Source organism: Methylobacterium sp. 2A (genome assembly GCF_009806555.1).
In the GTDB taxonomy this organism is placed as follows: Bacteria; Pseudomonadota; Alphaproteobacteria; order Rhizobiales; family Beijerinckiaceae; genus Methylobacterium.
The window spans coordinates 58752-84055 of sequence record NZ_VUOK01000040.1 but is presented as its reverse complement, the minus strand read 5'-3'; the positions used below and the strand labels follow the sequence as shown (position 1 = coordinate 84055).

Below are 25304 nucleotides of genomic sequence, written 5' to 3'. Positions count from 1 at the left end.
GGCCCCCCGTCGCGCGAAAGCCGCGCCCGATCCTCGCGGATCGAACGCGGCTTCGAAGACACGAAGCGATGCGTCAACCGTGGGCCGGCGCGGCGTCTCCGTGGTCGCCGTGGGTGTGCTTCTTCCGGAACCGGCCGAGCCAGTTCGAGAGGTGGCGGATCACCACGTAGAAGACCGGCGTCAGGAACAGGCCGAAGAAGGTCGCGCCGATCATCCCGAAGAACACCGCGGTTCCCAGCGCCTGCCGCATCTCGGCGCCGGGGCCGGTGGCGATGACCAGCGGCAGCGTGCCGAGGATGAACGCGAAGGCGGTCATCAGGATCGGGCGCAGGCGCAGGCGACAGGCCTCCACCGCCGCCTCGACCGGGCCGCGGTGCTCCCGCTGCTCGATGTCGTGGGCGAATTCCACGATCAGGATCGCGTTCTTGGCCGCCAAGCCGATGAGCACGATCAGGCCGATCTGGGTCAGGATGTTGTTGTCCTGCCCCCGGAACTGCACGCCCGCCAGCGCCGCCAGCACGCCGGTCGGCACCACCAGCAGGATCGCGAGCGGCAGCGCCCAGGATTCGTACTGCGCCGCGAGCACGAGGAAGACCAGCAGCACGCCCAGCGCGAAGACCGCGCCCGCCGTGCCGCTCGCCGCCTTCTGCTGGTAGGCGATCTCGGTCCAGTCGTAGGAATAGCCCGCGGGCAGGTTCTTCTTGGCGATCTCCTCCATGGCATCGAGCGCCTGACCGGTCGAGATGCCGGGCTTGGCCACGCCCTGGACCGGGACCGAGTAGTACAGGTTGAACCGCTGCACGATCTGCGGCCCGGTGACGTCCCGCACCGAGGCGAGCGTGCCCATCGGCACCAGCGCGCCGGTGGAGGAGCGCACCTTGATCTGCGAGATGTCCTGGATCGACGTGCGGAACGCCGCGTCGCCCTGCAGACGCACCTGATAGATGCGGCCCAGCGTGTTGAAGTCGTTGACGTAGGTGCCGCCGAGATCCGCCTGGACCGACGAGAACACGTTGGCCAGCGGCACGTTCAGCATCTGCGCGATGGTGCGGTCGATGTCGAGGAAGAGCTGCGGCGTCGAGTTGTCGAAGGTCGTGAAGACGCGCTGCACGTCCGCGCTCTGGTTCGCCTGACCGATCACCTGTCCGGCGGCGGCCATCAGCGGCCCGATATCGGAGGATTGGCGGCTCTCGATCTGCATCTTGAAGCCGCCACCGTTGCCGAGGCCGCGGACCGGCGGCGGTGGGATGACGATGACCCGGGCCTCCTGGATGTCGGAGGTGGCCTTCAGCACGTCGCCGGTAATCACGGCCGCGCTCCGGCCGGTTTCCGCCCGCTCCTTCGCGCCCTTGAGGGTCAGGAACATCACGCCGGCATTGGTGGTGTTGGTGAAGGTCGCGCCATCGAAGCCCGCGATGATCACCGCATTGGCGACGCCGTCGACCGTGCGGGCCTGCTTGGCGGCGCGCAGGATCACGTCCGTCGTGCGGTCGAGCGATGCGCCGGAGGGCAGCTGGACGACGCCGATCAGGTATCCCTGGTCCTGATCCGGGATGAAGCCCGTCGGCGTCGTCCGCGCGAGGTGCAGCGTCCCGGCGATCACCGCGGCGTAGACCAGCAGCATCACGCCGAGCCCGACGATCCCGCCGGTCAGGACCCGGATGACCCGGCCGTAGGCGTTCGAGGTCGCATCGAAGGCGCGGTTGAAGCCGTTCGCCAGCCAGTTGATGAACCGCGTCAGGAAGAACTTCGGCTCCTTGCGGGCATGGTGCGGCACCAGCAGCAGCTTACACAGCGCCGGCGACAGGGTGAGCGAGTTGAAGGCCGAGATCAGCGTCGAGGCCGCGATGGTGAGCGCGAACTGCTTGTAGAACTGGCCCGAGATGCCCGGGATGAACGCGGTCGGCACGAACACCGCGGCCAGAACCAGCGCGATCGCGATGACCGCGCCGCCGACCTCATCCATGGTCTTGTGCGCGGCGTCGCCCGGCGACAGGCCCTCGGCCATGTTGCGCTCGACGTTCTCCACCACCACGATCGCGTCGTCGACCACGATACCGATGGCGAGCACCAGCCCGAACAGGGTCAGGTTGTTGAGCGAGAAGCCGAACCCCGCCATCGCCGCGAAGGTGCCGATGAGCGACACGGGGATCGCGATCACCGGGATCAGCGCCGTGCGCCAGCTCTGCAGGAAGACCAGAACCACGATGACCACGAGGCCGACCGCCTCGAACAGGGTCTTGTAGACCTCGTGGATCGATTCCTCGATGAACTCCGTCGGATTGTACGCGATGCGGTACTCGACGTCCGGCGGGAAGTTCTTCTTGACCTCCTCCATCACCTTCCTGACCGACGCCGCTGCGTCGAGCGCGTTGGTGCCCGGCCGCTGGAACGCGCCGATGCCCACCGCGGGGGTGTCGTTGAGGAACGAGTTGGTCGTGTAGTCCTTCTGGCCCATCTCGACGCGGGCGATGTCCTTCACCCGCACGAGGCGTCCGTCCTGCGCCTTGATGATCACCTCGGCGAACTGCTCGGGCGTCTTGAACCGCGCCTGCGACTGCACGACGAGCTGGAACGCCTCGCCCCTGGCGGCGGGCGGGCCGTTCAGCTGGCCGGCCGCCACCTGCACGTTCTGCTCCTGCAGCGCGGTGGTGACGTCGGTGACCGAGAGGCCGTAGGCGGCGAGCTTGTTGGGATCGACCCAGATGCGCTCGGCGTACTCGTTACCGCCGAAGATCGTGATGTCGCCGACGCCGTCGAGGCGCAGCAGCTCGTCGCGGATGTTCAGATAGATGTAGTTGGCCAGATAGTTCTGGTCGTAGGTCTTGTTCGGCGAGAGCAGGTGCACGACCAGCATCAGGTCGGGCGAGGCCTTGCGCACCGTGACGCCGAGGTTGCGCACGTCGGGCGGCAGGCGGGGCTGCGCCACCGAGAGCCGGTTCTGCACCAGCACGTTCGCGATATCGAGGTTGGTGCCGACCTTGAAGGTCACGGTCAGCAGCATGTTGCCGTCGTTGGTCGACAACGACGTCATGTAGAGCATGTTGTCGACGCCGTTGACCTCCTGCTCGATCGGCGTCGCGATCGTGGCCGCCACCGTCTCGGCGTTGGCCCCCGGATAGGAGGCGCGCACCGTCACGGTCGGCGGCACGATCTCGGGATATTGCGAGACCGGCAGGCTCTCGTAGGCCACGAAGCCGAGGATCAGGAACACGATCGACGTGACGGACGCGAAGATCGGTCTGTCGACGAAGAAATGGGCGAAACGCATCGGTCAAACCTCTGAGGCCCGCCGGTCACCCGGTCGGGGCCCTGCGTCGTCGGTGCGGGGCGCGCCCCAGGGCGCGCGCGAAGGCCGTCGTGGCGAGCCGGTCCGGCTCACGTCTTGCTCGGGGGCAGCTCGATGGTCTCGGGCGTCACCTTCGCGCCCGGCCGGACCCGCGAGAGCCCGTTGACGACCACCATCTCGTCGCCCTTCAGCCCCGACTGGATCACCCGGTATCCGTCGACCTTCGGCCCGAGCTGCACGTCCTTCTGCTGGATCACGTTGTCGGCGCCGAGCAGGTAGACGATCCGCTTGTCCTGGTTGGCGGCGACCGCCTCGTCGGGGAGCAGGACGCCCTGGTACGGCTTGGTCGCCGGCATCGAGACGATGCCGAACAGGCCCGGCTTGATGAACAGGTCGGCGTTCGGGACCGTCGCCCGCAGCAGGATCGTGCCGGTGGCGTTGTCGACGCGGTTATCGACGAAGTCGAGGGTGCCCTTGCGGGTCGGCTTCGCCTCGCCGGAGAGCGCGATCAGGATCGGCACGCCCTTGCCCCGCTGGGTCTCCCCCATGCCGATGCCGAGGCTGCTCTGGTATTTCAGGAACGACTTCTCGTCGACCGTGAAGCTGAAATAGATCGGGTCGAGGGAGACAATCGTGGTCAGCATCGTCTGGTCGGCACTGACGATGTTGCCCTCGGTGACGAGACGCTGGCTGATCCGGCCGTTGATCGGCGCCTTCACCTCGCTGAAGTCGTAGTTCAACTGGGCATTGTTGAGGGCGGCCTGGGCGCTGTCGACATCGGCCTGGGCCGTCTGCGAGGCCTGCCGGCGCTGGTCGGTGACCTGCTCGGAGATGTTGCCGCTGCGGGACAGGGTCTGCGCGCGCTCCAGGTCCGTCTGCGAGAAGGATTGCCGCGCCTTGGCAGAGGCCAGGGCCGCCTGCGCCTGCTCCAGGGCCGCCTTGTAGGGCCGCCGGTCGATGATGAACAGGACGTCGCCCTTCTTCACCGTCTGCCCGTCAATGAAGTTGATCTTCTCCAGGTAGCCGGTGACGCGGGCGCGAACCTCGACGTATTCGATCGCGTTGAAGCGGCCAGTATACTGGTCCTGCTCGACGATCTGACGCACGACGGGCTTGGCCACCGTGACCTTGGGTGGCGGACCGCCCGGGGCCTGGGCGTCGGCGGGCGTCGCGAGCGGCCCCGCGGCGAGGCCGACGGCCAGTCCGGAGAGCACGGTGAGGAGGCTGGGAAGCCGGCTGTGCATCGGGTCCTGCTGTCCATTGGCCGACCGAAGGTCGCGCCGAGCTTGACGATAGTTCCGCCGCGAGCGCGCCGTAACCTGCGCGCAACGCTCTTGCTTGTGCGCCAGCGCACATGACGGCCGATCGGGTCGGACGATCCGGGGGTCTATTCGATGGGCTCGCCCGCGCCGTACCAATCCTTGAAGCCGCCCTTGTAATGGCGCGTGATGTCGAGGCCGGCCTGCTGCGCCGCCATCAGCGCGTGGACGGATCGGACCCCGGAGGCACACGAGAAGACGGGTTGCCGCCCATCCTCGGCCACGAGGGCGGCCACGGCCTGCGGATCGAAGCCGGAGAGCGGGTGCGAGACGGCGCCCGGAATATGTCCGGCGCTGTATTCGTGGGCCTCTCGCACATCAATGACCAGCATCGAGCCATCGTCAAGCCCGCGCTTGACCGCATCGCGATCGAGGTCGACCACCTGCATCGGCAGGATCTCCGTTCCGCCCGAGATTCATCAGCCTGTCTGACTGACGCTTTTGCATATTCATCAGGCCGGGCGCGTGCAACTCGGCGCGGCCGGCTTGCGAAGCGTGGTCCCCCTCAGAGCGCCGCGAGGATCGGTCCCACGGCCTCGAAATGGGTCGCCCAGGTCGGCGGCTGGTATCCGTCGAGGCGGCCGGCGAGGTCGCGGCGCAGCGGCGCGGCGGGACGGGAGAGCGCCTCGATCGCCTCGATCCAGCCCGGGCCATCGAGCGGATCCCGGAACAGGGCGAACCCCGCGGCGATCTCCCGATGGACAGCGATGTCGGAGGCCACGACCGGCAATCCGGAGGCCGCAGCCTCCACCAGCGGAATCCCGTAGCCCTCCGTGAAGGACGGCATCAGCAGCGCGGTGCAGCTCCTCATCAGCGCGGCGAGGCCGTGCGTGGACAGGCCTGTCGCCTCGATCGTGTGGGCGCGCACGCCCGGGCACCGCTCCAGCATGTCGATGGCGCTCTCGGCCTCCCAGCCCCGGCGACCGACGACGATCAGCCGGGGCGTTGCGGCCCCGTGACGCTCGGCGAGGTGCCGCCAGATCTGGAACAGGAGCAGGTGGTTCTTGCGCGACTCGATCGTGCCGCAGACCAGGAAGGTCGGCCTGTCGGGCTCGAAGCGCGGCCCGGCGCGACCGAAGGCGGGCTCGACCCCGAGATGGCCCACCGCCACCGGCGGCCGGCCGAACCCGTCGGCGGCCAGATGCTCGAGGGTGCGGTGTCCGGTATCGGCCGAGTTCACGAGGATGGCGGCGGCGTGACGCCCGATCGTGCGCAGGCGCGCCCGGTGCCGCTCAGCCTCGCCGGCGCGGCCATATTCGGGGTGTGTGATCGGGATCAGATCGTGGACGAAGAACGCGGCGCGCACGTCCCGGCGGGTGTAGAGCCAGTCGAAGCGCCGGGGGTCGTCGAGTCGCAGATGCGACGTGTGGAGATAGAGCGCGTCCCGGGGGAGGGCCGCGACCGGACCGCCGCGCAAGGCGATCCCGGCCGCCGTCCGGGCCTGGATCCGGCGCCGTGCGCCGGTGCCGGTCCGCGGAGCCGGGGCGTCGGCTGCGGGTGCGAGCGGGGTCGCGCCGCAGCGCGACGCCAGCTGGCGGTAGACCGGGTCGTCGGGCGCCCCCCGGTCCTCGACCCAGCCGGCCGCCACCGCCTCGACGATCGCGAGCGCCTGATCCCGATCGAGGATCCGCGGCCCGAACGCCGTCGAGACGACGCCGACGCCGCTGCGGGTGCCCCCCAGGAAGGTGCGGGCATAGGCGAGGTCGACGCGATCGATGCCGGACGGGCTGGCGTGGCGCAGACGCGTGACGAGGCGCGTGAGGTCAAAGGCGATCGGTCGGTCGGACATGAACCTTCGATAGAATCGGGAACGCGCGCCCCCCGTAGCGGCCGCACGCCGTGAGCGCCAGCGGTTCCGGACCCGGGCAAGACGGCGCGAAGGGGTTGCGCAGGCGCGGCGCGGCGGCTAAGAGCCCGGAGCCCTTTGGGCATCGGAGTGTAGCGCAGCCCGGTAGCGCACCTGTCTGGGGGACAGGGGGTCGTCGGTTCAAGTCCGGCCACTCCGACCATTTCGTTCAGGCGCAACCGATCTGTCCGGCGCGATAGCCTCCGGGTTTGGGCGTCTCGATCGGATTTCGAGGCTCACGCCGACGCTCGATTCGGCCGTTTGTTCTGAGGTGCGGTCTGCGCGCGTCGGAACGCCGCGGCCGCTCTCAACGGCCTCATTTTCCGGCGTCCCGCAATTCCGCCCGTCTGGCCAGATCCGCCTTCAACTGCACGGGGTCGACCCGGGACACCAGCACGGCGCTCTCGTCGGGATAACCGAAGCTCGTGAAGTAGAAGCGGCCCTGCGCATCCCAGGCATCGTAGCCGGTATGGATATGGCTGTGGGCCAGGGCCGGGTCGAGCTCGGACAGGGCGCAGAGCCGCTGGGTCCGGCCCGTCGCGAGGTCGAATTGATAGAGCGCCGTGTCCTCGCTCGGCCGCGGGGAGGTGCTGGTGGCGACGTAGACGCTCTTGCCGTCCGGCGCGAGCGCGAAGAGCCAGAACTCGACGCCGTCCCAGCCCGCCTTCCTGCCGGTCTCAACCTGCCCCAGATATGTCCAGGCATGCGCGGCCTGATCGAAGCGGTAGATGTGGCCGCGGTCGTCGCCGAACACGCACCAGCGGCCACCCTCCCGGCACTGGCCCGTCTCCAGGGCCATGCCGTCCTTCAGCCGCCACTCCGTCTCCTCGCCGAAGCCGGTCTCCGGATCGTAGGTGTGCACGTGATCGTGCACCGCCGGCTCGTCCCAGTTGCTGGCCGTGAAGTAGAGGCGGCCCCGCGCGTCCACCCACATCACGCGGCCCGTATAGACGTAGGGCTGCCGGTAGGAGGCGGGGCGGCCGAGATCCTGCGTCCGGCCGGTGGCGACATCGTAGCGCACGATCGTCCCGGTGGGCACGCCCGCGCCGTAGATGACGTTGCGCACCGGATCGGAGGCGAGGCTGACGAGATTGCCGTGGGGCACGGCGCTCCCGCCGGGCTCGGCGGCGCTCAGGTCCGTGAAACGGTCTCCGGCGGGGTCGTAGGCATACCAGTGGAAGCCCCGGCGTTCGCGGTAGCCCGGGTCGAGGTCCGACCGGTCCATGGTGGCGACGTAGACCTTGCCCCGATGCCAGAGCGGGCGGGTGTGGAACTTCTGCGCGGTCTCGCCGGGGCGCCAGTTGTGGGCGGCCTCGGAGGCGGCGCGCGCGTCGCCGACGTAGCGCAGGGAGCCGGACCGCGTGTCGATCCGGTAGAGCGCCGCGTTGGTCCGATGGTCCATCCCGGCGACGTAGATGTCGCCGTCCGGCGTCGAACCGGTGGCATGCCAGCTCTGGCTCGGGTGCAGGCCGTTCGGCGTATCCGGCAGCCGCCAATGCCATGTGCCGGCAAGCGTCCCCACCCAGCCCGACTCACGCGTCGGGGAATCGTGGCTCGACCGGTCGGCCGTCTGGCTCCCGGCCGGCAGGACGCAGCACCCGAGCACGAGGCCGAGGCCGATCAACTGACGCATCCGGATCTCCGCTGCCGAGGCGGCGCCGCTCACATCGCGCTGAAGGGCCAACATCCGTGGAGGCGACCCGTTCCGGCCGAGCCGAACGGCGCCGCAGCACGCCGCGCGACGAGCGCGCTGTCCCGTCGCCCGCGGACTCGGTGCCGGTCCAGCGAAAGCGCGGTGGCGCGCCGCTACTCGTCGGCCGTCTCGAGGGGCTCCGCGCCGATCACGGCGGCGGTCAGCGTGACCGCGCCGGCCGCCTGCCGCAATTCATACCGCGCGATGCCGTCCGCCAGTTTGACGAGGCCGGCGAGCAGGAGCCCGATCAACAGGATGCGGCGAAGGGTGAGCGCGGGAATCAGCATCGTGAGCGCCTCGGGGAGACGGCTGCACCGTATCCGAGCCGGTCCGGGTTGGCTGCCGCGGCGAAAGCACAGCCGCACGGAATGAGAACGGCCGCGCCGTGGCGACCATTCGGCAGGCTTAAGGCCGTCTGAACATCGCGCGGCCGAGACGGGACACGCGCTACGGTCCGGCATGCGCCCCCGCTACGAACTGCGCGATGTCGTCGGCGGTCGTGGCCTGCAGGCTGAACGGGAAGCTCAAGGATCGGACGATCGCGCCGTGACCGAGGCCGGGATAGATATGCGTCTCGGGATGATCCGCGCCGGCCTCCAACCGATCCGCGAGCGCGACCGTCCCGGACGGCCGCACGTCCCGGTCCTCCGCGCCGGTCAGCAGGAGGAGCGCCGGGTGCCGACCGCCGGCATGATTGATCGGCTGCATGGCGGGATCGGCCCCCGAGAAGACCTGCTTGTCCAGGGGATCGGTCAGCGCGGAGCTCGCGTAGGGTCCGGCCAGTCCGACGATGCCGGCGAGGTCTGCGGGTCTGGAGCCGGCCCGCTCCAGCCAGGTCGCATCGAGCCCCAGCATGGCCGCCGCCCAGGCGCCGGAGGAGTGGCCCGCCACGACGACGCGGCGGGGATCGCCCCCGAACTCGGATGCGTGGCCGATCGTCCAGGCGACCGCGGCGGCGTTGTCGGTCAGGATGTCGGACAGGCTCACGGCCGGGAAGTGTCGATATTCGGGGATCACGACGACGAAGCCCCGTCGGGCGAGCGCGGCGCCGACATACGCCACATCCTCCTTGGAGCCGTTGCGCCATCCGCCGCCGTAGAGGAACACCATCACCGGGCTCGGCCCCATGCCGTTCGGCCGGTAGATATCGGCCCGATGCCCGTCCCCGGCCGCGTAGGCGCGGTTCGCGTCGACGTGGACGTCGACCGGAGCCAGCAGGTTCAGGACCAGCAGGGTCGCGCTGAGGAGCTTGTCGTGGAGAAGGCCCAGCATCGGTCGGTCCGTCGCAGTCTGTGGTCAGCACCGCGCACGGGGCCCTCGCGGGCTGCGCGAATCCCGGGGGCGGATCCGCCGGAGGGCCGTTACGTCCGCGACCCGGCCACCCAACCGGCGCGATGATCCGGCTCCCTAGGCCTCGTCAGATAGGACGGCCGGCGGCGAAATTCTGTCCGTATGGATGGCCTACGTGATTTCCAGGACGCTGAGCCGGTCGGTGACCTGAACCGGCACGCGCCGTTCGGGGGCGAGCCCATCGACGCGCACCGAACCGTCATCCGCGAAGCGATGCAGGCGCACGCTCCCGGGCCGGCGCGAGAGGAAGATGTCCACCGCTTGCGGCGGCGCATCGGGCCGGGGCGCGAGGCTGCGGCGGTCCCATCCGTCGATCCCCAGCCAGAGCGGAACCAGAAGGGCGCCGTCCGCCCGGGCGAAGCGAGCCGAGACGAGGTCCGGCATCGCGGCGGCCGGCTCGGCCGCGATGTCGCCCGGAACGGCTGCGCCGACGCCGGCGAACAGCCGGACGAGGTTGCGCACGGCCGCGAAGGCGGGGGTCGGCCGGCCGTCATAGGCCAGGAGGCCGAAGCGGCTCTCCGGATCGCCGTCGCCGTGATCGAAGCTGGCGATCAGCTCGTACAGGTAGGTCCGCCGCACCCCTTGAAGGTAGCTCCACAGGAGGAGGCGCGGCAGGTAGCGCGCCCGGATGCCCTCGGAGACCGGCAGATGTGCGCTGCCAGTGGCCAGCGCCGTGTGGTAGCCGTTCTCGGTGGCGATCACCGGCGCCGGTCCGAAGACCGGCCGGGACGCCGCGACGAAGCGGGCGAGACTGCCGCCGCCATCGGTCTCCGGGTGCTCGCAGCCCGGATAGGCGTGGATGTTGCCGAGATCGACCGACGCGGCGAGATTCTGCGCCGCCGCGATGTTGCCCTGGATGTAGCTCGGTCCGGCGACCCGCACTTCGGAATCCCGCACGTCCATCCGCACCGCCCGGAACAGGGCCGCCTGATGATCGGCCGAGAGGCGCGGGAGGTCGCGCCGCCCGGCGATCGGCGGCTCGTTGCCGCCCTCCGCGATGACGAGCCCGCCGCCGGACCACCGGGCGATCGCGGCAAACTTTTCCGGCGGCACGCGCGGGCCCGGGGTCAGGCCGTCGTAGAACACGAGGCTGAAACGGTAGCCGCGGCCGGCGAGGGCGGCGATCCGCGCGAACTGGCCTTCCGGCTCGGCGCCGGTGAGCACGATGTCGTCGCGCAGGTGCCGCACGCCCAGCGCGTCGAGGGCGGCGGCGCAGGCGTCGAAGCGCGCGACATAGGGTGTGCCGCCATGGCCGAGATGGACGTTCACGCCGATCGAATCGATCAGATCCTCGCAACGGTGCACGGGCGCGGCGGCCTCGGCGCGGCCGGATACGAGGGCGCCCGCCGCCAGGGCCAGGGCCGAGCGGCGCGTGAGCGCGCTCATGCCCGGCCCGTCACGGCCTGACGCCATCCGGACATGGTCGGGGCCGGCCGCTTGGCCTGCACAGCGTGCGCACGCCGGACCGCCCGCAGGAGGTCGCGCACGGCCTGTCCGAGAGCGGCCTGCGCCGCGACGGAACCGAGGTTGTGATCCGCCCCCGCCACGATCGTCACCGGTGCGCCGAGGCGCATCGTCACCCGGTCGGGATCGCGGCCCAGGTGGCGGCGCAGGGCGGTCAGTCCGGGATCGCCCGCGCTGTAGAGCAGGCGGATCTCGGCGCCGCGCTGCCGGATTGCGGAGACGCGCCGGGCAACCGATCCGCCCGCTGGCCCCGGACGGAGCGCCCGGCGAATCCGCCGCAACGCCGCATCGAGACCGCGGCGGGCCAGGACGCTGCCGATCGCCCAAACCCGGATCTGCCCGCGGATCAGCCGGCGCCACGTGTCGCCCTGCGTCAGGAGCGCCGCGTAGGTTGCGGCGCTGCCATAGGTCTGGCGGATGACGCTGTCGACGCTCTGCTCCGGATCCCAGTCGAAACAGTAGAGATTGACGAGCAGCGCCCCGCCGATCCGCGGATCGCGACAGAGCGCGTGGAAGGCCGCGTAGGCGCCGCTGCACCCGCCGACGAGCACGACCGGGCCGCCTCCGGCGACGGGATCGACCGCCCGGATCACGTCCGCAAATCCGTCCGGCGCGAAGAGCGGCCGGCTTCCGTCCAGCCGGTCTTCGCTGTCGCCGACGCCGGAGACGTCGAAGCGGAGGGAGGCAACGCCTTCGGCCGCGAGGCTCCGGGCGAGCCGCGTGGTCTGCCGCCCCCAGCCGGACCGAACCGTCATGCCGGTGGAGACGAACAGGATCGTCGGCGCGCCGGGCTCCGGCCGCTGCGGCGCGCAGCCGATGCCGAACAGGCCCGCGGCGAGATGGACCGGCTCCTCGCTCCAGCCGGGGCCGGCGAGACGCGCCGGGTGCGGAGCCGCCGAGGCTGCCGGCGCCGGCGCGGCCCCCTCCGCCGCGAAGGCGGTGATCCGGGCGAAATCCGCCTCCGGCACCGTCACGAAGATCGGATCGCCCACCAGACTCGCGAGGCCGGGCAAGGGTCCCGTCTCGACCGCGCAGCCGAGGGTGCGAAGGCGCGTGGCGAGCCCGGCCGGGTCGGGGGCCAGAAGCAGCACCTGGCGGGCGGGCGATGTCGCGATCCGCGCGAGGTTCAGCGCCGACAGCTCGGCCTGGAACGCCGCGTCCATGCGGAAGCCGCCGACGGTGAGGGTCTCGGGATCCGCGGGCGGGGCCGAGCCGTCGGGCAGGCGCCCGATCGTCTGAGCCCGCAGCCGCATCTCGCGCAGATAGGCGCGGCCCGTGGCGATCGGCGCCAGCAGGACGAGGCGATCCACGGGCTCCGCTTCGGCGGCGAGCGCCGCGAAACTCGCGCCGAGGCGCAGGCCGACGAGGACGATCTCCGTGACGCCCGCCGTCTCGCGCAGGAACCGGATGGCGTGGCGGATGGCGGTCACGCAGGCCGCGGCGCCGGCCGCGTCGGGATCGGCGGAATCGCCTTCGCCCGGATAGTCGAAGCGCAGGGTCGGGCAGCCCGCCCCGGCGAGTCGCCCGGCCAGCGCGCGCCAGGGGCGATGGGCCGCCATCTGCTCGAACCCGTAGGCGCCGCACAGGACCACGCCACGCCGCCCGGCGGCCGGATGGAACCAGCCGAACAGGCCCTCGAACGTCACCGGTGCCGGATCGATGCGGCCGGGGGAGGGGGCTGAGGCGGGCCGGGTCTCAGGCATCATGGCCGAATTCCACGCTCTCGGTGCCGTTGATGGTGCGCACGGTGCCGCGGGGCAGCCGCCGACGATCCGGGAAGGCGATGAGCCGCGAGGTCCCGGGCGCGAGATGGAAGCCGCTGTCGGAGGGCTGCGCATCGGGGGTGAGGATCTGCACGAAGAAGGCGAAGCGCTCGGCGGCGATCCGCAGGGCCGGCCCCGCCTCCGTCGTCATCGGCTCGGCGGTGAGGCCGATCGGCTCAGGGGTGATCGGGCGCGGACCCGGGACGTGGAAAGCCTCGGCGATCACGGCACCACCGGCGTCGGTCAGGCAGGCATGGGCGACATCGTGGACCCGTGGTCCGAACCGGTAGCTGTCGGTGGCGTCGAAGAAGCGGCCGAGCAGATCGGCAGAGGTCAGCGTCAGCGCGTCGCGGGCTTCGAGGATGACGGCGCGCGCGGCCCGCGCCGCGACGCGGCCGCCGCGCTCGGCGAAGGTCAGCGTCACCGTCAGGGCGCGGGAATCCGCGGTCTCGTTGAGGATGTGGACGTGCAGGCCGTCCAGCCCCTCGTCGGTGAGGAGGATCTGCACGGGGCGGAAAGCGCGCTTCAGGGCGTACCACGCGGATTTGGGGCGCTGCGTCCAGTCGATCACGCCCCAGCCGGCGCCCGGCCCGAGGTCGCGCAGCATCAGGACGAGCCCGCCGGCGGTCGGCGAACGCGGCCGGCGCCACTCGGCGAAGGTCGCCTCCATCGCCTCGGCCACGGCCGCGCGGCCGAGATCGAGGTAGCGCTCCGGATCCTCGGCGCGCAGGGCGGCGGGATCGACGCCGTAGAGGTGGCCGACATAATGGTCGCGGACCGTCTCGAAATCCCAGTCGGCGCCCCGGTCGCGGGGAATGCCGGCCGCCCAGCCCGGATCGGCCGGACCTGCCGGCCCCGGCGTCCCGGGCTCGGGCGGGTTGGCGAAGGCGAGGCATTCGCTGGCGAAGCCGATTTCGGCCCGGCGGGCATCGTCGAGGGGCCGGCGATAGGCGCCGACGCCGAAATAATGGGTGCAGCCGCCGCGCGGCGCGAACGGGAGGGCGCCGCCGGAGGGCGAGTTCGGCACGACCACGATGTCGGGGCGCTGGGCTTGAACCAGAGACGGCAGCGTCGTCTCGCAGAAAGCGTCGGCCCAGATTGCGCGCGGCGCGCCGAGCATGGCGGCCTGCTGCCAGACCTCGCTGCCGCCGCACAGGACGCAGAGCGACGGCGCCGTCTGGGTCCGGTCGAGGAAGGCGGTGACTTCCCGGGTCAGGACGGCCGCGAAACCCGGATCGTCGTGCGGGTAATCGAAATTAGCGAGCGTCAGGTCCTGCCAGACCAGGATGCCGAGTTCGTCGCAGAGATCGAAAAAATCGGTCGCGGGATAGAGCGTCGTGCCCGGCACGCGCAGCATGTTCATGCCGGCCTCGCGGGCCAGCGTGAGCAGCGTCCGCATCCCGCCCGAGCCGAGGCCGACGAGATCCGGCGGAGTCCAGAGGGCGCCGCGGCAGAAGACCGGGACGCCGTTGACGGCGAGCGACAGGCCCGTTTCGAAGGGCCGCGTCAGCGACAGCGACCGGAAGCCCACACGGCCGAGATCGACCGAAACGCCGTCGATCCGGGCGGAGACCGCGTGGAGGTTCGGCGCACCATGGGTGTGCGGCCACCAGGGGGCGATTCCCGGCAGCATCATCTCACCGGCGAAGAGGCCCGGTTCCGTCTCGGCGAGCATCGTCTCGCGCCCGTCGCAGCGGAGCGTGACCGTCCCGGCGCCGCCCTCGACGGTCAGGCGCGCGGTCAGGCGGCCGGTCGCCCCGTCGAGGGTGGCGCGCAGGTCGGCCGAACGGCCGGGGCGCACCGCCTCAAGGGTGATCGGCCGGTAGGGGCCGACATGGTCGATTTCCGGAGCCCAGCCCGGCATGAATCCGAGCGCGCTGGTCCGCACATGGCGCAGGGAGCCCGGCGTGATCATCCGCGGCCGCCAGCGCCCGCGCTTGGCCGGCCGGTCGAGTTCCGCCCGCAGCGAGCGGAAGCAGAGCGCGAGATCGGATTCGTCGCCGAGCCCGACCTCCACCGCGTGCGGCGCGAACATCGAGCGGGTGGCGAGCACCGGCACGCCGTCGAGCCAGATCTCGGCGAGCGTCGCCAAGCCCTCGAAGCGCAGGCGGACCCGGGCGGGGCCGGTGAGCCGCGTCCGATACCAGACGTCCCGATCGTGGATCGGCGTCGGCGCCGCCTCCGACCAGCGTCCGGCCGCGCGCAGGGCAGCGGCGGCGGTCCCCGGAACCACGGCCGGGATCCAATCGGCCACCCCGTCGAGATCGCCCGGCCCCGCGCAGGCGCCGGGCGGCGTCAGGGTGAACCGCCAGGGACCGGGCAGGTCCTGGGGCGCCTGTCCATCGATGCTCCGGATCAGGGCCATCGCGCCACACGCCGATCACGGGTTTCCAAAGGGACGCGTCCCTTTGGTGGGGTGTCGGGGTAAAACCCCGACGAACGCTTCACCGGCCCCCGGATGGGGGCCGGTGAAGCGTTTTGCAGGGCTCTGCCCTGCACCCGCAAAAGGTCTCGACCTTTTGAAACCATGACATTCGCTAGCTTCAGGCGCCGAGCGCGTCGTCGAGAAAGGCGAAGACGCGGTCGTAGGTCGCCGCCACCTTGTCGAGGCGCGGGGCCAGCCCGTCCGCCTTGCGGCGGTGAAAGGCGCGGGCGAGCTGGAACTGGAACGCCTTCGCCTCGCGGCTCAGCTCGGCGGCCGCCTCGGCGGCGGGCGCGAAGGCCCCGGCCCCGTTGGCGTCGAGCCAAGTCAGGTGGCTCGCCAGCATCTCGAAATTCGCCCCGAGCTGGCGGGTCGTGTTGAACGCGTAGGCGTGGAACACGCTGAGCGGCTGGCACACGAGTCCGTCGGCGGTGACGGCCAGCGCGTCGCGGAACGCCAGGACCGGGTTGCGCTCCGGCGCCCGGGCGCGATGCCTGGCGAGCAGGTCCAACGCGACGCCCGGCAGCTCCGATTCCGGCAGGGGCGGGGCGACCGTCTTCACGAATTCCGCATAGGGCGGCAGCGTCGAAGGCCCGAAGATCCCGGCGTAATCCGCCCCCGAGAGCCGGAAGCGACCGGCATTGTGCAGGTAATCGAGTTCACCGGAGATGGGGTCGAGGGCCAGGATACCGATCGTGGTCTTGCCGTGGTCGCGCCCGTAGGTGGTGCCGTGCGTGTCGGGCAGGTGGATCGCGTCGACCTCCATCAGCACCGGCCGGCCGGCTGCCGCCTGGGTCATGGCATGCGCTTCGAGGTTCGCGTAAACCGCGAGTTCCAGCACCTCCAGGCCGTAGAGCCGTTCGATGTCGCCGGGCGGCGGCTTGAAGAAGGTGAACTGGTCGCCCTCGAAATCCTGCCGGAGCGTGAAGCCCAGCATCGCCTCGGGGACGAGGCCGCGGCCATGCAGCAGTTCGATCCAGAGGTCGACGTAGCAATTGGTCTCCGGCCAGTCCCGGCCGCCGTCATGGAGCGGGTGCGGGACGTAGGGTCCCGCGCTCCCGAGCCCCGCGGGCAGGCGCAACGCGGCGGTCACGGCTCAGCCCCAGAGCGCATCGCGCACGGCCTCGGGCCACGCGGCGCGGTCGAGCCCGTGATGCTTCAGCAGCGCCAGGGTGATCCGCTCCAGCCCGAAGCCGACGCAGGCCGTGTGGGCGACACTGCCGTCGGCCTGCCGCAGCGCCCAGGTGCTGCCGAAATGGTCCTGGTGGTAGTTGAAGCTCAGGCACGCGGTCGGCTTCTCGACGCTGTTGACCGGCACGTTCAGCTCGAACTTCAGGCCCTGCGCCCGCTGGTTGTTGGCGAGCATCCGTCCGGCGCGCCCGAAGAACGGGTCGTTGGCCACGTCGATGGCGAGCGGCAGGCCGAGATCGCGCATCATCGCGGTGCCGCGCTCCAGCCAGGATTCGCGGAAGGCCAAAACCTGCTCGGGGCTGCCCATCCGGACGTATTCGCGCATCCGGAACAGCTGCATCCGGGTCGGCTCCAGCGAGGGTTCGCGCCGGAAGCAATAAGACTGCAAGTCGAACAGGCGCCCTTCGGCCGGCAACGCGCCGCGGGCCGCGGCCACCGGGTAGAGCGGGTAGCAGGCGGCAGGCGTCAGGACGATGTCGGTGGCCTCCTGCTGGCCGGTCCAGTCGCGGCCCTCCTCGACGCAGGCCAGGATCTCGGCGTGTCCCGCCCCGTCGCCGCAGAAGCTGTGGACCGTGCCCGCGAGGTTCGGGAAGCCCTTGAGATAGCCGCTGCGCTCGAAGGCCGGCCGGCTCATGCCGGGCGGGAAGCGCATGACCTCGGCGCCGTCGGCGGCGCCCAAACGGCTGATCAGCCGGTCGAGGGCTTCGACCACGCTCTCGAAGGCGCCGCTGCGGCCGTAGAGGCCGTCCACGCCGGTGCGGATCAGCAGCCCGTGATCGAACAGGCGGTCGAGGAAGGTCGGGCCGCCCTGCGGCTCCTCGTCGAGGATGAGGTCGCCCTGGGGAGAGGAGATCGAGTCCATCACGCGCTCATGAGCTGACCGCTGCCCTTCTGCACGAGCAGGAGCTTGGCGGTGTTGGCGAGGATGCGGTCGTTGCCGATCATCAGCGGCGCCGACAGGACGTCGCGCAGCGGTCGGCCCAGGCTGTAGGGCGTGTCGTTCTTGTAGCCGGAGAGCCCCACGATCGAGAGGGCGCGGCGCACGATGTCGACCGCCATGTCGGAGACGGTCACCTTCAGGTTGTTGAGCATGACGCTGAAGCCGAGCGACCCGATCGTGTCGGCATCCCCATGCGCGTCCTCGTAGCGGCGGAGCGCCGCCACGACGGTGCCGCGCATGGCCTGATGCGCGTTCACGACCTCGGCGAGCCGGAGCGCGGTCGGCGGCACCTTGCCGGGGGCGCGGCGTGCCTCGGCCTGCACGAAGGCCCGGGCGCGATCGACCGCGTAGGTGGCGATGCCGTACCACACGCTGCTCCAGAGCAGGTGCGAGGAGGCCAGCATCGACTGGGCGGCGATCTCGGCGAAGGGTTTGGGCAGGATCTGCTCGACCGGCACGTTGCGGGCCTCCAGGCGGAAGCCGTCGCTGCAGGTGCCGCGCATGCCGAGCGTGTCCCACTGGCTGGTGCGGGCGAGCGAGATCTGGTTGGCCATCAGCGCGACCAGCACCTGATCGGAGGTCGCGGCCTCCGGATGGCGCCTTGCCGTGGCGAGGATCAGGTCGGCCTGCGCCCCGTAGGAGATCACCGAGGCGTCCTTGCCGAGCGAGAAGGTCTCGCCGGTGGTCTCCACGGCGCACAGGGAGTTGCGCAGGTCGCCGCCGATGCCGGCCTCTGTGGTCGAGGAGGCGACGAGCAATTGCTCGTGGGCGATCCGCTCCATCAGCCGGCAATGCCACGCGCTGTCGAGCCCGTGGGTCACGAGGCTCGACACCTTGATGTGGTGCATCGCGAAGACCATCGCGGCCGCGCTGCAGGCATGGCCGAGCGTGCTGCAGACCTCCGCGATCTGCACCAGCCCGGCGCCCTCGCCGCCGAACTGCCCCGGGATCTGGAGGCCCAGAAGGCGCTCGTCCTTCAGAGCGGCGACCGCCTCCGCGGGGAAGCGGCCCTCGCGGTCGACGGCATCGGCGTGCCGTGCCGCCACCGCCGCCGCCCGCTCGGCACGCGCGGCGAGCGTGCTCATGCGGCTTCCTGCCGGATCAGGGTGGAGACGGCCTCGCTGATCGCGCGGATCGACGAGAACGATTTGCGGTTCAGGAGCTCGTCGGGGAACTCGACGTTGAAGCGCTCCTCAAGCGCCAGCATCAGCTGCACGGAGCCGAAGGAGTCGAGACCCATGTCGAACAGGCTGTCATCGTCGGCGAGCTGATCGGCCTTTCCGGCGAAGGCTTCGTTCGAGGCCAGGATCTCGCGAATATCTTGAGCGATGTTCAAGGCGGAACTCCTTAATTCAGTGGTAAGCACTTTATTGATCCGCCACGCGAGGCGTCAAATATTCTACTGATTAATAGTAAATTTCCACCGTCCCCGGGGCCGGCAGACGCGTGGCTGCGGATAGAGGTCCGCAAGCGAACCGCGCCGGCCATATTGACCGCGGGTGCCTTTCTAACCAATTTCCAGCCGGAATTGACCAGTGTTTCAGCTTGGACATGTGGACAAGACTGTCCAGGCCGGTATCTTCGGTCCATCGCAGCGGGTCATTCAGCAAGACTCCGAAGAGTCCGTGACTCGGCGGCTTCGGATCCGGCATGGTGGCCCGTCTTCGCGCCAGCACGGGCGGAGGATGTCCCGCGGGCAGCCGGCGAGCCATGCTCTACAATCTGCAGATCCTGCGCGCCCTCGCGGCCTACCTCGTCTTCCTGACGCATTTCGGCCAATACGCCGGATCGGTGCTGCCGAGGGCGGACTTCCTGGCCTTCGGGTCGGCCGGCGTCGACGTGTTCTTCGTCCTGTCCGGCTTCATCATGTTCGTGAGCACCAGCGGGGACAGAACGAGCGTTGGCGCGTTCCTGATGCGGCGGGTCGCCCGCGTCGTCCCGGTCTACTGGCTCGTGACACTCCTCATCGCGCTCCTGGCGCTGACGGGCCTGAAGCCGATCGGCGTCATGGAATTCCGACCGGAATACCTGATCCAGTCCCTCCTCTTCGTCCCGTTCTCCCGAAACGGCTACATCGAGCCGCTGAATTCCGTCGGCTGGACCCTCAACTACGAGATGTTCTTCTACGTCGTCTTCGCCGGTCTGCTGCTGATCCCCGTCCTGGCGCACCGGGCGCTCGCGGCGGGGGGACTCTTCCTCGGCCTGGTCCTCCTGGGATTTCTGCCGGTCTCCGGCCTGTACTGGGCCTTCTATACCAAGCCGATCGTGCTGGAATTCGCCGCCGGGATCGGACTCGGCTACGCGTATCTGCGCCTTCCCGCCCCGAACCCGCGATTCCCGGTCCGGCGCGTGGCCGGCGCCGCCTGCGTGGCGGCGGGGCTGCTGGTTCTCGGCGGGCAGATCGCCACCCAGGCCCTCGCCATGGGAGGCGAACTGACGGATTTCGCCCGGCCCCTGGTCTGGGGATCGGCCGCCAGCCTGATCGTGGGTGCGATGCTGCTGCTGGAGCGGGGCGGCATCCTCCTCCGATCGCGCTGGCTGCTGTCTCAGGGCAATGCCAGCTACTCCTTCTATCTCGTCCACAACCTGATGCTGCACGCTGCCTCCAAGGTCGTCGGCGTCCTGCCCGTCTCGGGCGCCCTGCGCGTCGGGCTGATCTTCGTGATCGCGTTCTCGGCGGCGGCCCTCGTCGGGGAGGTGCTGTTCCGCCGCGTCGAAGCCCCGATGAACGCGGCGCTTCGACGCCGCTTCGACCGCCGGCCGACGGCTCAGCCGCTGCGCAGCGCCCTCACGCCGTGACGGGAGCGAGGCGTGGGGCCCGTGCCGGGCGCAGGCCGCCGCCTTAATGGAGGGCGCTCCGATCGGATCGTCCGCGCGATGAGGACAGGGGGAAGGTGCGGGCGGGCGCGCCCCTTCATCCGGACGGCCGAGCGAACGTGCCACCTGCCCGTCGAGGCCGATACCGCGCGAAGGCCCGCCCGGTTCCGTTCCGGAACCGCACAAGCAGCGCGGGTGAGCGCCGCCAGTCACATCGCTGAAAACGTGTATTTGCCGGCTCGATTCGTAACCATAACGTAAAATGAATATTAAGGTTGCTCGACATCCTTGAGTGCGCAATAAGCACTATTTGCCGTAGACTCCGTCGTATTCACTTATTTTTTAAGCGCGAGGCCTCATCTAGCCTCCTGCATGCGTCTCCGCTCAACGTCGTGCACACGGGCGGCGGACGGAAAGTCTATCTTCCGACCCCGGCGCATCGACGAGGAAGTTGTTATGCGCGTCGCAATCGTTCACGACTGGTTGTACGTCGTCGGCGGGGCCGAGCGCGTTCTCGAGCAGCTGCTGCGGATCTATCCGGACGCGGACGTCTTCACGCTGTTCGACTTCCTGCCGCCGGCGGACCGGGCACGGATCGGCTACGACCGGTCGCGCACGAGTTTCCTGCAGCGCATGCCCTTCGCCCGCACGCGGCACCGGGCCTACCTGCCGCTGATGCCGATCGCGATCGAGCAGTTCGATCTGTCGGCCTACGACCTCATCATCTCGTCGAGCTACGCCGTGGCCAAGGGCGTGCTGACCGGACCCGACCAGCTCCACATCGCGTACGTGCACTCGCCCATGCGCTACGCCTGGGACCTGCAGCACACCTACCTGCGCGAGAGCAACTGCGACACCGGCCTCAAGGGCGCGCTCGCCCGCATGGTCCTGCACCGGATGCGCCTGTGGGACGTGCGCACGGCCGCCGGACCCAACGCGATCGTGGCCAACTCGGCCTTCGTGGCGCGACGGATCCGGAAGGTCTACGGCCGCGCCGCCGAGGTGATCCATCCGCCGATCACCCTGTCGAGCGATCGCTTCGACGGGCCGCGCGGCAACCACTTCCTCGTGGCGAGCCGGCTCGTTGCCTACAAGAACGTGGAGGCGGTGGTCCGCGCCTTCGCGTTGCTTCCCGATCTCCACCTCGTGGTGGCGGGCAGCGGCCCCGATGCCGCGCGGCTGCGGGGAATCGCCGGGCCGAACGTCTCCTTCACGGGCTTCGTGTCCGACGAGGGGCTGCGCCGGCTGATGGCCACCGCCCGCGCCTTCATCTTCGCCGCCGAGGAGGATTTCGGGATCATCGTGCTGGAGGCCTCCTCGGAGGGCACCCCGGTCCTGGCCCTCGGCCGCGGCGGCGCCCGCGAGACCGTCCAGGGGCGCGGCCCGCAACGCTCCGGGATGTTCTTCGACAGGCCGGACCCGGAGGCGGTCGCGGCCTGCGTGCGGGGCTTCATCCAGCAGGAACACAACTTCACCCGGGACGCCTGCCGGGCGCAGGCCGATCAGTTCTCGGCCGAGCTGTTCCGGGCCCGGTTCTCCCGCTTCGTGGATGAGCAGATGGCCCTCCACCGGGCGGATTGCGAGCCGCCGACGCGCATCCTGCCGCGCCTGGAAGCTGTGAGCTGACGCCGATGTCCATGTCGCTCGTCACCGTCGATCTGAACGACCAGCCCCCGGCCCGCGCCGCCGCGCAGGAGCAGGGCCGCGGCAGCCCGCTCGCCGCGCCGCTGCTGCGGATCTGGCGCCGCCGCTACCTGTTCGCGACGGTGTTCGTCGTCACCCTCGGCCTCGCCGTGACCGCGCTGAAGATGATCGCGCCGCAATACGTGGCAACCGGCTCGGTGATCGTCGCCGAGGCGGAGCCCGGCGCCCACAATGCCTCGATGGCCTGGATCCAGAAGATCGGCGATCCGGCCGATATCGAGAGCCAGATCCTGGTGATCCGCTCGCCGCGGCTGCTGCGGCTCGCCATCGACCGGGGCCTCGTCGCCCCCGTCCTGGCCGAGTGCCGCTACGCCGCCAGCGGCGGAAAGCCGGACTCGATCTCCGAGAAGAAGGACGCCGCCTGCGCGACGCTCGCCGCCGATCGCAACGCCTTGGTCGAGTACCTGCAAAAGCGCTACACCGTGATCAGCTCCGGGCGCTCCCGCATCATCACCATCGGCTACCGGTCGCCGCTGCCCGAGGTGGCGCAGACGATGACCAACGCGCTCATCGAGGCCTTCCTCGACGACCAGCGCGAAGCCCAGGCCTCCAGCCGCAAGGCGGCATCCGACTGGCTGCACACGGAGATCAGCCAGCTCGACGCCTCGATCCGCGAGGATGAGACCCGGATCCAGACCTTCCGCCGCCGCAAGGGCCTCCTGAAGGGCTCGAACGCGCCGATCAGCGCCGAGCGCCTGACCAGCATCAGCCAGCAGCTCGCCACCGCCGAGGCCGCCAAGGCGGACGCCGCCGCGCGCCTCGGCGAGATCGAGAGCCGCGGCGCGCGCGGCGCCGAGACCGCCCCGGCGGTCCTGTCGAGCCCCACCATCGTGTCCCTCAAGCAGCAGCTGAGCGGCGTCGCGGCGCAGCTCGCCAACCAGGGCACGTCGCTCGGCGCGAACCATCCGGCCATCCGCGCCCTCACGACCGAGCGGGCGAGCCTGCGCGAGCGCATCGATCAGGAGATCCGCAACGTCGCCCAGGGTCTGCGCAAGTCCTACGACGCTTCGAGCGCCCTGGCCCGGTCGCTGCGCGCCCAGCTGGAGACCGCCAAGACCGAGGCCGCCGCCGCCATGGACGACGAGGCCTCGATCGAGGGCATGGTCCGCAACGCGGAGATCAAGCGCACGCGCTATGCCGACCTCGTCAAGCGCGCGGGCGAACTGGAGACCGAGCGGCGCATCCTCACCGGATCGACGCGCCTCGTGAGCCTCGCCGAGCTGCCGCAGGAGCCGTTCTCGCCGAAGCCCGTGCCGTTCCTGGCCGGCGGGTTGGTGCTGGCGGGCGTGCTGGCCGCCGCCGCGGCCCTGCTGCGCGACGTCACCGACCAGCGGGTCCGCAATCCGGGGCCGCTCATGGCGGGCACCGGTGCCCCGGTCTTCGCGCAGCTGCCGTCCCTGGAGCCCCCCGGATTCATCGGGCGGCTGGCGGACCGGCGCCGGGAGCTCGATCTCCCCGCAGCGCTGGAGCGGGCCCGGACCGACCCGGTGATGCAGACCGTGCTGCGCAATCTGCACGCGCATCTCGTCCTGGCCGGCGGCGGCGCGTCCCGCCTCGTCCTGGTCACCTCCGCGAAACCCCGCGAAGGCAAATCCTTCACGGCCTTCGCGCTCGCCGCCGTCGGCGCCGCGAGCGGACGGCGCGTGCTGGTGATCGAGTGCGACCTGCGCCGGCCGAACTTCGACGCCTCGCTCGGGCTCGGGCGCGGGCCGGGGCTCGTCGGGGTGCTGCGGGGCGAGGTCGGTCCCGCCGAGGCGGTGATCCCGACCGGCCGGTACGACGTGATCCCGGCGGGAACGCCGACCTCGGACTCGACCGATCTGCTGATGAGCACGCGCATGGCCGAGTTCCTGCGCTGGACGCGCCGCTACGACCTCGTCCTGCTCGACAGCCCGCCGACCGGCCTGCTGATGGACGCCGCGATGCTCGCCCGCCACGTGGACGGCGTGCTCTGCTGCGCCCGCTACGGCCGTTCGCAGCTGTCCGACATCGTCGAGGCGGTCACGAACCTCCGGCAGGCCGGCGGCACCGTGCTGGGGATCGCGATGACCATGGTCCGGTCGGGCCGCCAGCCGACCTACGACGTCCTGCAACTGCCCCAGCCGCACACCGGCAGGGCCGCGTGATGACCGGGGCGCTGTCCGCCGACCGGGCGGAGCCGGATGGTTACGGCGGACATCAACCGCTCGAACGACAAGCGCGTTTTCCCTCCCCCTTGCGGGGAGGGGCCAGGGGTGGGGGTGGCGCAGAAGGCACCGCTCCGCCCGATCCTGCACCACCCCCACCCCCGACTCCTCCCCACAAGCTTGAGCGATCCCGGCCAGGCCCGGGATCGCCAGGGAGGGAGAGCGCGGCGCGCCCCCGGGTCCTGTTCGTCTCCCACACCGGAACGATGTCAGGAGCCGAACTCGTCCTGCGCGATGTGGTGCGCCCCTGGGACGGCTCCACGGCGTTCCTGTTCGAGGACGGTGCGCTGGCCGATGCCCTGCGCGGCGCCGGCCTCGCGATTCGCCTCGCCCGGCGGGGGACCGGCCTGTCGGGCCTGCGCCGGGACGCCTCGGTCCTGACGGCGCTGCCGAAGCTCGGGCGGCTCGCCGGCCTCGCGCTGGAGATCGCCCGGGCGGCGCGCACCTGCGACGTCGTCTACGCCAATTCGCAGAAGGCGTTCCTCCTCGCGGCGATCCCCGCCCGCCTCGTCGGCCGGCCGATCATCTGGCACCTGCACGACATCCTGGACGGCGCCCATTTCGGCCGCGCCCAGCGGATCGTGCAGGCGCGGCTCGCCAACCTGTGCGCGGCCCGGGTTGTCGTGCCCTCGCGGGCCGCGGCGGACGCCTTCGTCAGGGCCGGCGGCCGAGCCTCCCGCGTCACCGTCGTGCCGAACGGGCTCGATCTCGACCGCGATCCCCGAACCCCGGCGGCCCTGCGCGCCGAACTCGGCCTGCCGGATGGTCCGCTCGTCGGCGTGTTCAGCCGCCTCGCGCCCTGGAAGGGGCAGGATGTGGTGATCGAGGCCTTGGCGAAGCTCCCGGATGTCCGCTGCCTCGTCGTCGGCACGGCCCTGTTCGGCGAGGATGCCTACGCGGCCGCGTTGCGCGCCCGGGCGTCGGCCCTCGGCCTCTCGGAGCGGGTGCTGTTCCTCGGCCAGCGCCCGGACGTGCCGCGGCTGATGCAGGCGGTCGACGCAGTGGTGCATCCCTCCGTCGATCCCGAGCCCTTCGGCCGGACGCTGGTGGAGGCGATGCTGGCCGGCGTGCCGGTGATCGCCACCGATGCGGGCGCCTCCGCGGAGATCCTCGACGGCGGCGCGGCCGGCACCCTGATCCCGCCGCGCCGGCCCGACCTGCTCGCCGCCGCCCTCGCTGATCTGCTGGCCGACCCGGACGCGGTCGCACCGCGCACCCGGCTGGCCCGGGACCGCGCGCTCACCCGCTACGGCGCGGCCGGCATGCAGCAGGCCCTCGCCGACCTCATCCTCGAAACCGCCGCCCGCGCCTGACGGGCGC

18 protein-coding genes and 1 tRNA gene are annotated in these 25304 nt (G+C 70.8%); 5 read left to right on the top strand and 14 right to left on the bottom strand.

Annotated elements, in window-relative coordinates:
- Positions 1-73: 73 nt before the first annotated feature.
- From FVE89_RS18820 to FVE89_RS18805, 4 genes are all read right to left on the bottom strand, one after another.
- Positions 74-3271, bottom strand: coding sequence for a multidrug efflux RND transporter permease subunit (locus tag FVE89_RS18820; protein WP_160535606.1), 3198 nt, complete (start codon positions 3269-3271; stop codon positions 74-76).
- Positions 3272-3378: 107 nt separating this feature from the next.
- Positions 3379-4533, bottom strand: coding sequence for an efflux RND transporter periplasmic adaptor subunit (locus FVE89_RS18815; RefSeq protein ID WP_160535604.1), 1155 nt, complete (start codon positions 4531-4533; stop codon positions 3379-3381).
- Positions 4534-4676: 143 nt separating this feature from the next.
- Complete coding sequence (locus tag FVE89_RS18810) at positions 4677-4997, bottom strand: rhodanese-like domain-containing protein (RefSeq protein ID WP_160535602.1); 321 nt, start codon at positions 4995-4997, stop codon at positions 4677-4679.
- A 116-nt stretch (positions 4998-5113) separates the two neighbouring features.
- A complete protein-coding gene (locus tag FVE89_RS18805) occupies positions 5114-6397 on the bottom strand; it encodes a glycosyltransferase family 1 protein (RefSeq protein ID WP_160535600.1) in 1284 nt (427 codons plus the stop codon).
- Positions 6398-6540: 143 nt separating this feature from the next.
- Between FVE89_RS18805 and FVE89_RS18800 the strand changes: the two genes are divergently transcribed.
- Positions 6541-6617, top strand: a tRNA-Pro gene (locus tag FVE89_RS18800).
- A 153-nt stretch (positions 6618-6770) separates the two neighbouring features.
- On the opposite strand, the gene FVE89_RS18795 is transcribed toward FVE89_RS18800, so the two are convergent.
- The 10 genes from FVE89_RS18795 to FVE89_RS18755 form a co-directional block, all read right to left on the bottom strand.
- On the bottom strand, positions 6771-8087 hold the full coding sequence (locus FVE89_RS18795; protein ID WP_160535599.1) for a hypothetical protein: 1317 nt from the start codon (positions 8085-8087) through the stop codon (positions 6771-6773).
- A 173-nt stretch (positions 8088-8260) separates the two neighbouring features.
- Entirely contained in the window at positions 8261-8434 is a 174-nt protein-coding gene (locus tag FVE89_RS30580) for a hypothetical protein (protein ID WP_202130910.1), read from the bottom strand.
- A 160-nt stretch (positions 8435-8594) separates the two neighbouring features.
- The gene (locus FVE89_RS18790) at positions 8595-9419 is read right to left on the bottom strand and encodes an alpha/beta hydrolase (protein WP_160535597.1); all 825 of its coding nucleotides are present in this window, start codon (positions 9417-9419) and stop codon (positions 8595-8597) included.
- Positions 9420-9608: 189 nt separating this feature from the next.
- A complete protein-coding gene (locus FVE89_RS18785; RefSeq protein WP_160535595.1) occupies positions 9609-10883 on the bottom strand; it encodes a hypothetical protein in 1275 nt (424 codons plus the stop codon).
- Positions 10880-12667 carry a thioesterase gene (locus tag FVE89_RS18780; RefSeq protein WP_246730998.1) on the bottom strand — a complete coding sequence of 596 codons (1788 nt, stop codon included), beginning with the start codon at positions 12665-12667 and terminating at the stop codon, positions 10880-10882. Before FVE89_RS18780 ends, FVE89_RS18785 begins: the two co-directional genes overlap by 4 nt.
- A complete protein-coding gene (locus tag FVE89_RS18775; protein ID WP_160535593.1) occupies positions 12657-15089 on the bottom strand; it encodes a glycoside hydrolase family 2 protein in 2433 nt (810 codons plus the stop codon). The genes FVE89_RS18780 and FVE89_RS18775 overlap by 11 nt, the downstream gene beginning before the upstream one ends.
- 178 nt (positions 15090-15267) lie before the next feature.
- Complete coding sequence (locus FVE89_RS18770; protein ID WP_160535592.1) at positions 15268-16239, bottom strand: DUF1839 family protein; 972 nt, start codon at positions 16237-16239, stop codon at positions 15268-15270.
- Between the two features lie 3 nt (positions 16240-16242).
- Positions 16243-17199, bottom strand: coding sequence for an amino acid--[acyl-carrier-protein] ligase (locus FVE89_RS18765; RefSeq protein WP_160535590.1), 957 nt, complete (start codon positions 17197-17199; stop codon positions 16243-16245).
- The gene (locus FVE89_RS18760; RefSeq protein ID WP_160535588.1) at positions 17199-18362 is read right to left on the bottom strand and encodes an acyl-CoA dehydrogenase family protein; all 1164 of its coding nucleotides are present in this window, start codon (positions 18360-18362) and stop codon (positions 17199-17201) included. Before FVE89_RS18760 ends, FVE89_RS18765 begins: the two co-directional genes overlap by 1 nt.
- On the bottom strand, positions 18359-18613 hold the full coding sequence (locus tag FVE89_RS18755; RefSeq protein WP_160535586.1) for an acyl carrier protein: 255 nt from the start codon (positions 18611-18613) through the stop codon (positions 18359-18361). Before FVE89_RS18755 ends, FVE89_RS18760 begins: the two co-directional genes overlap by 4 nt.
- Before the next feature lie 374 nt (positions 18614-18987).
- On the opposite strand from FVE89_RS18755, the gene FVE89_RS18750 reads away from it, so the two are divergent.
- The 4 genes from FVE89_RS18750 (at position 18988) to FVE89_RS18735 (ending at position 25297) form a co-directional block, all read left to right on the top strand.
- Positions 18988-20076: an acyltransferase gene (locus tag FVE89_RS18750; protein ID WP_160535584.1), complete on the top strand. Its 1089-nt coding sequence runs from the start codon at positions 18988-18990 to the stop codon at positions 20074-20076.
- A gap of 474 nt (positions 20077-20550) precedes the next feature.
- Entirely contained in the window at positions 20551-21720 is a 1170-nt protein-coding gene (locus tag FVE89_RS18745; RefSeq protein ID WP_160535582.1) for a glycosyltransferase, read from the top strand.
- 5 nt (positions 21721-21725) lie between these two features.
- Positions 21726-23924: a polysaccharide biosynthesis tyrosine autokinase gene (locus FVE89_RS18740; RefSeq protein ID WP_246730993.1), complete on the top strand. Its 2199-nt coding sequence runs from the start codon at positions 21726-21728 to the stop codon at positions 23922-23924.
- A gap of 266 nt (positions 23925-24190) precedes the next feature.
- Positions 24191-25297 carry a glycosyltransferase gene (locus FVE89_RS18735; protein WP_160535578.1) on the top strand — a complete coding sequence of 369 codons (1107 nt, stop codon included), beginning with the start codon at positions 24191-24193 and terminating at the stop codon, positions 25295-25297.
- The last annotated feature ends 7 nt before the right edge of the window (positions 25298-25304 follow it).

Coding starts and splice junctions, on each gene's coding strand:
- FVE89_RS18795 (WP_160535599.1), bottom strand. CDS start 8,087: ATGCGTCAGTTGATCGGCCTCGGCCTCGTGCTCGGGTGCTGCGTCCTG.
- FVE89_RS18745 (WP_160535582.1), top strand. CDS start 20,551: ATGCGCGTCGCAATCGTTCACGACTGGTTGTACGTCGTCGGCGGGGCC.
- FVE89_RS18765 (WP_160535590.1), bottom strand. CDS start 17,199: ATGGACTCGATCTCCTCTCCCCAGGGCGACCTCATCCTCGACGAGGAG.
- FVE89_RS18810 (WP_160535602.1), bottom strand. CDS start 4,997: ATGCAGGTGGTCGACCTCGATCGCGATGCGGTCAAGCGCGGGCTTGAC.
- FVE89_RS30580 (WP_202130910.1), bottom strand. CDS start 8,434: ATGCTGATTCCCGCGCTCACCCTTCGCCGCATCCTGTTGATCGGGCTC.
- FVE89_RS18805 (WP_160535600.1), bottom strand. CDS start 6,397: ATGTCCGACCGACCGATCGCCTTTGACCTCACGCGCCTCGTCACGCGT.
- FVE89_RS18775 (WP_160535593.1), bottom strand. CDS start 15,089: ATGGCCCTGATCCGGAGCATCGATGGACAGGCGCCCCAGGACCTGCCC.
- FVE89_RS18785 (WP_160535595.1), bottom strand. CDS start 10,883: ATGAGCGCGCTCACGCGCCGCTCGGCCCTGGCCCTGGCGGCGGGCGCC.
- FVE89_RS18760 (WP_160535588.1), bottom strand. CDS start 18,362: ATGAGCACGCTCGCCGCGCGTGCCGAGCGGGCGGCGGCGGTGGCGGCA.
- FVE89_RS18740 (WP_246730993.1), top strand. CDS start 21,726: ATGTCCATGTCGCTCGTCACCGTCGATCTGAACGACCAGCCCCCGGCC.
- FVE89_RS18780 (WP_246730998.1), bottom strand. CDS start 12,667: ATGATGCCTGAGACCCGGCCCGCCTCAGCCCCCTCCCCCGGCCGCATC.
- FVE89_RS18790 (WP_160535597.1), bottom strand. CDS start 9,419: ATGCTGGGCCTTCTCCACGACAAGCTCCTCAGCGCGACCCTGCTGGTC.
- FVE89_RS18750 (WP_160535584.1), top strand. CDS start 18,988: ATGCTCTACAATCTGCAGATCCTGCGCGCCCTCGCGGCCTACCTCGTC.
- FVE89_RS18815 (WP_160535604.1), bottom strand. CDS start 4,533: ATGCACAGCCGGCTTCCCAGCCTCCTCACCGTGCTCTCCGGACTGGCC.
- FVE89_RS18820 (WP_160535606.1), bottom strand. CDS start 3,271: ATGCGTTTCGCCCATTTCTTCGTCGACAGACCGATCTTCGCGTCCGTC.
- FVE89_RS18735 (WP_160535578.1), top strand. CDS start 24,191: ATGTCAGGAGCCGAACTCGTCCTGCGCGATGTGGTGCGCCCCTGGGAC.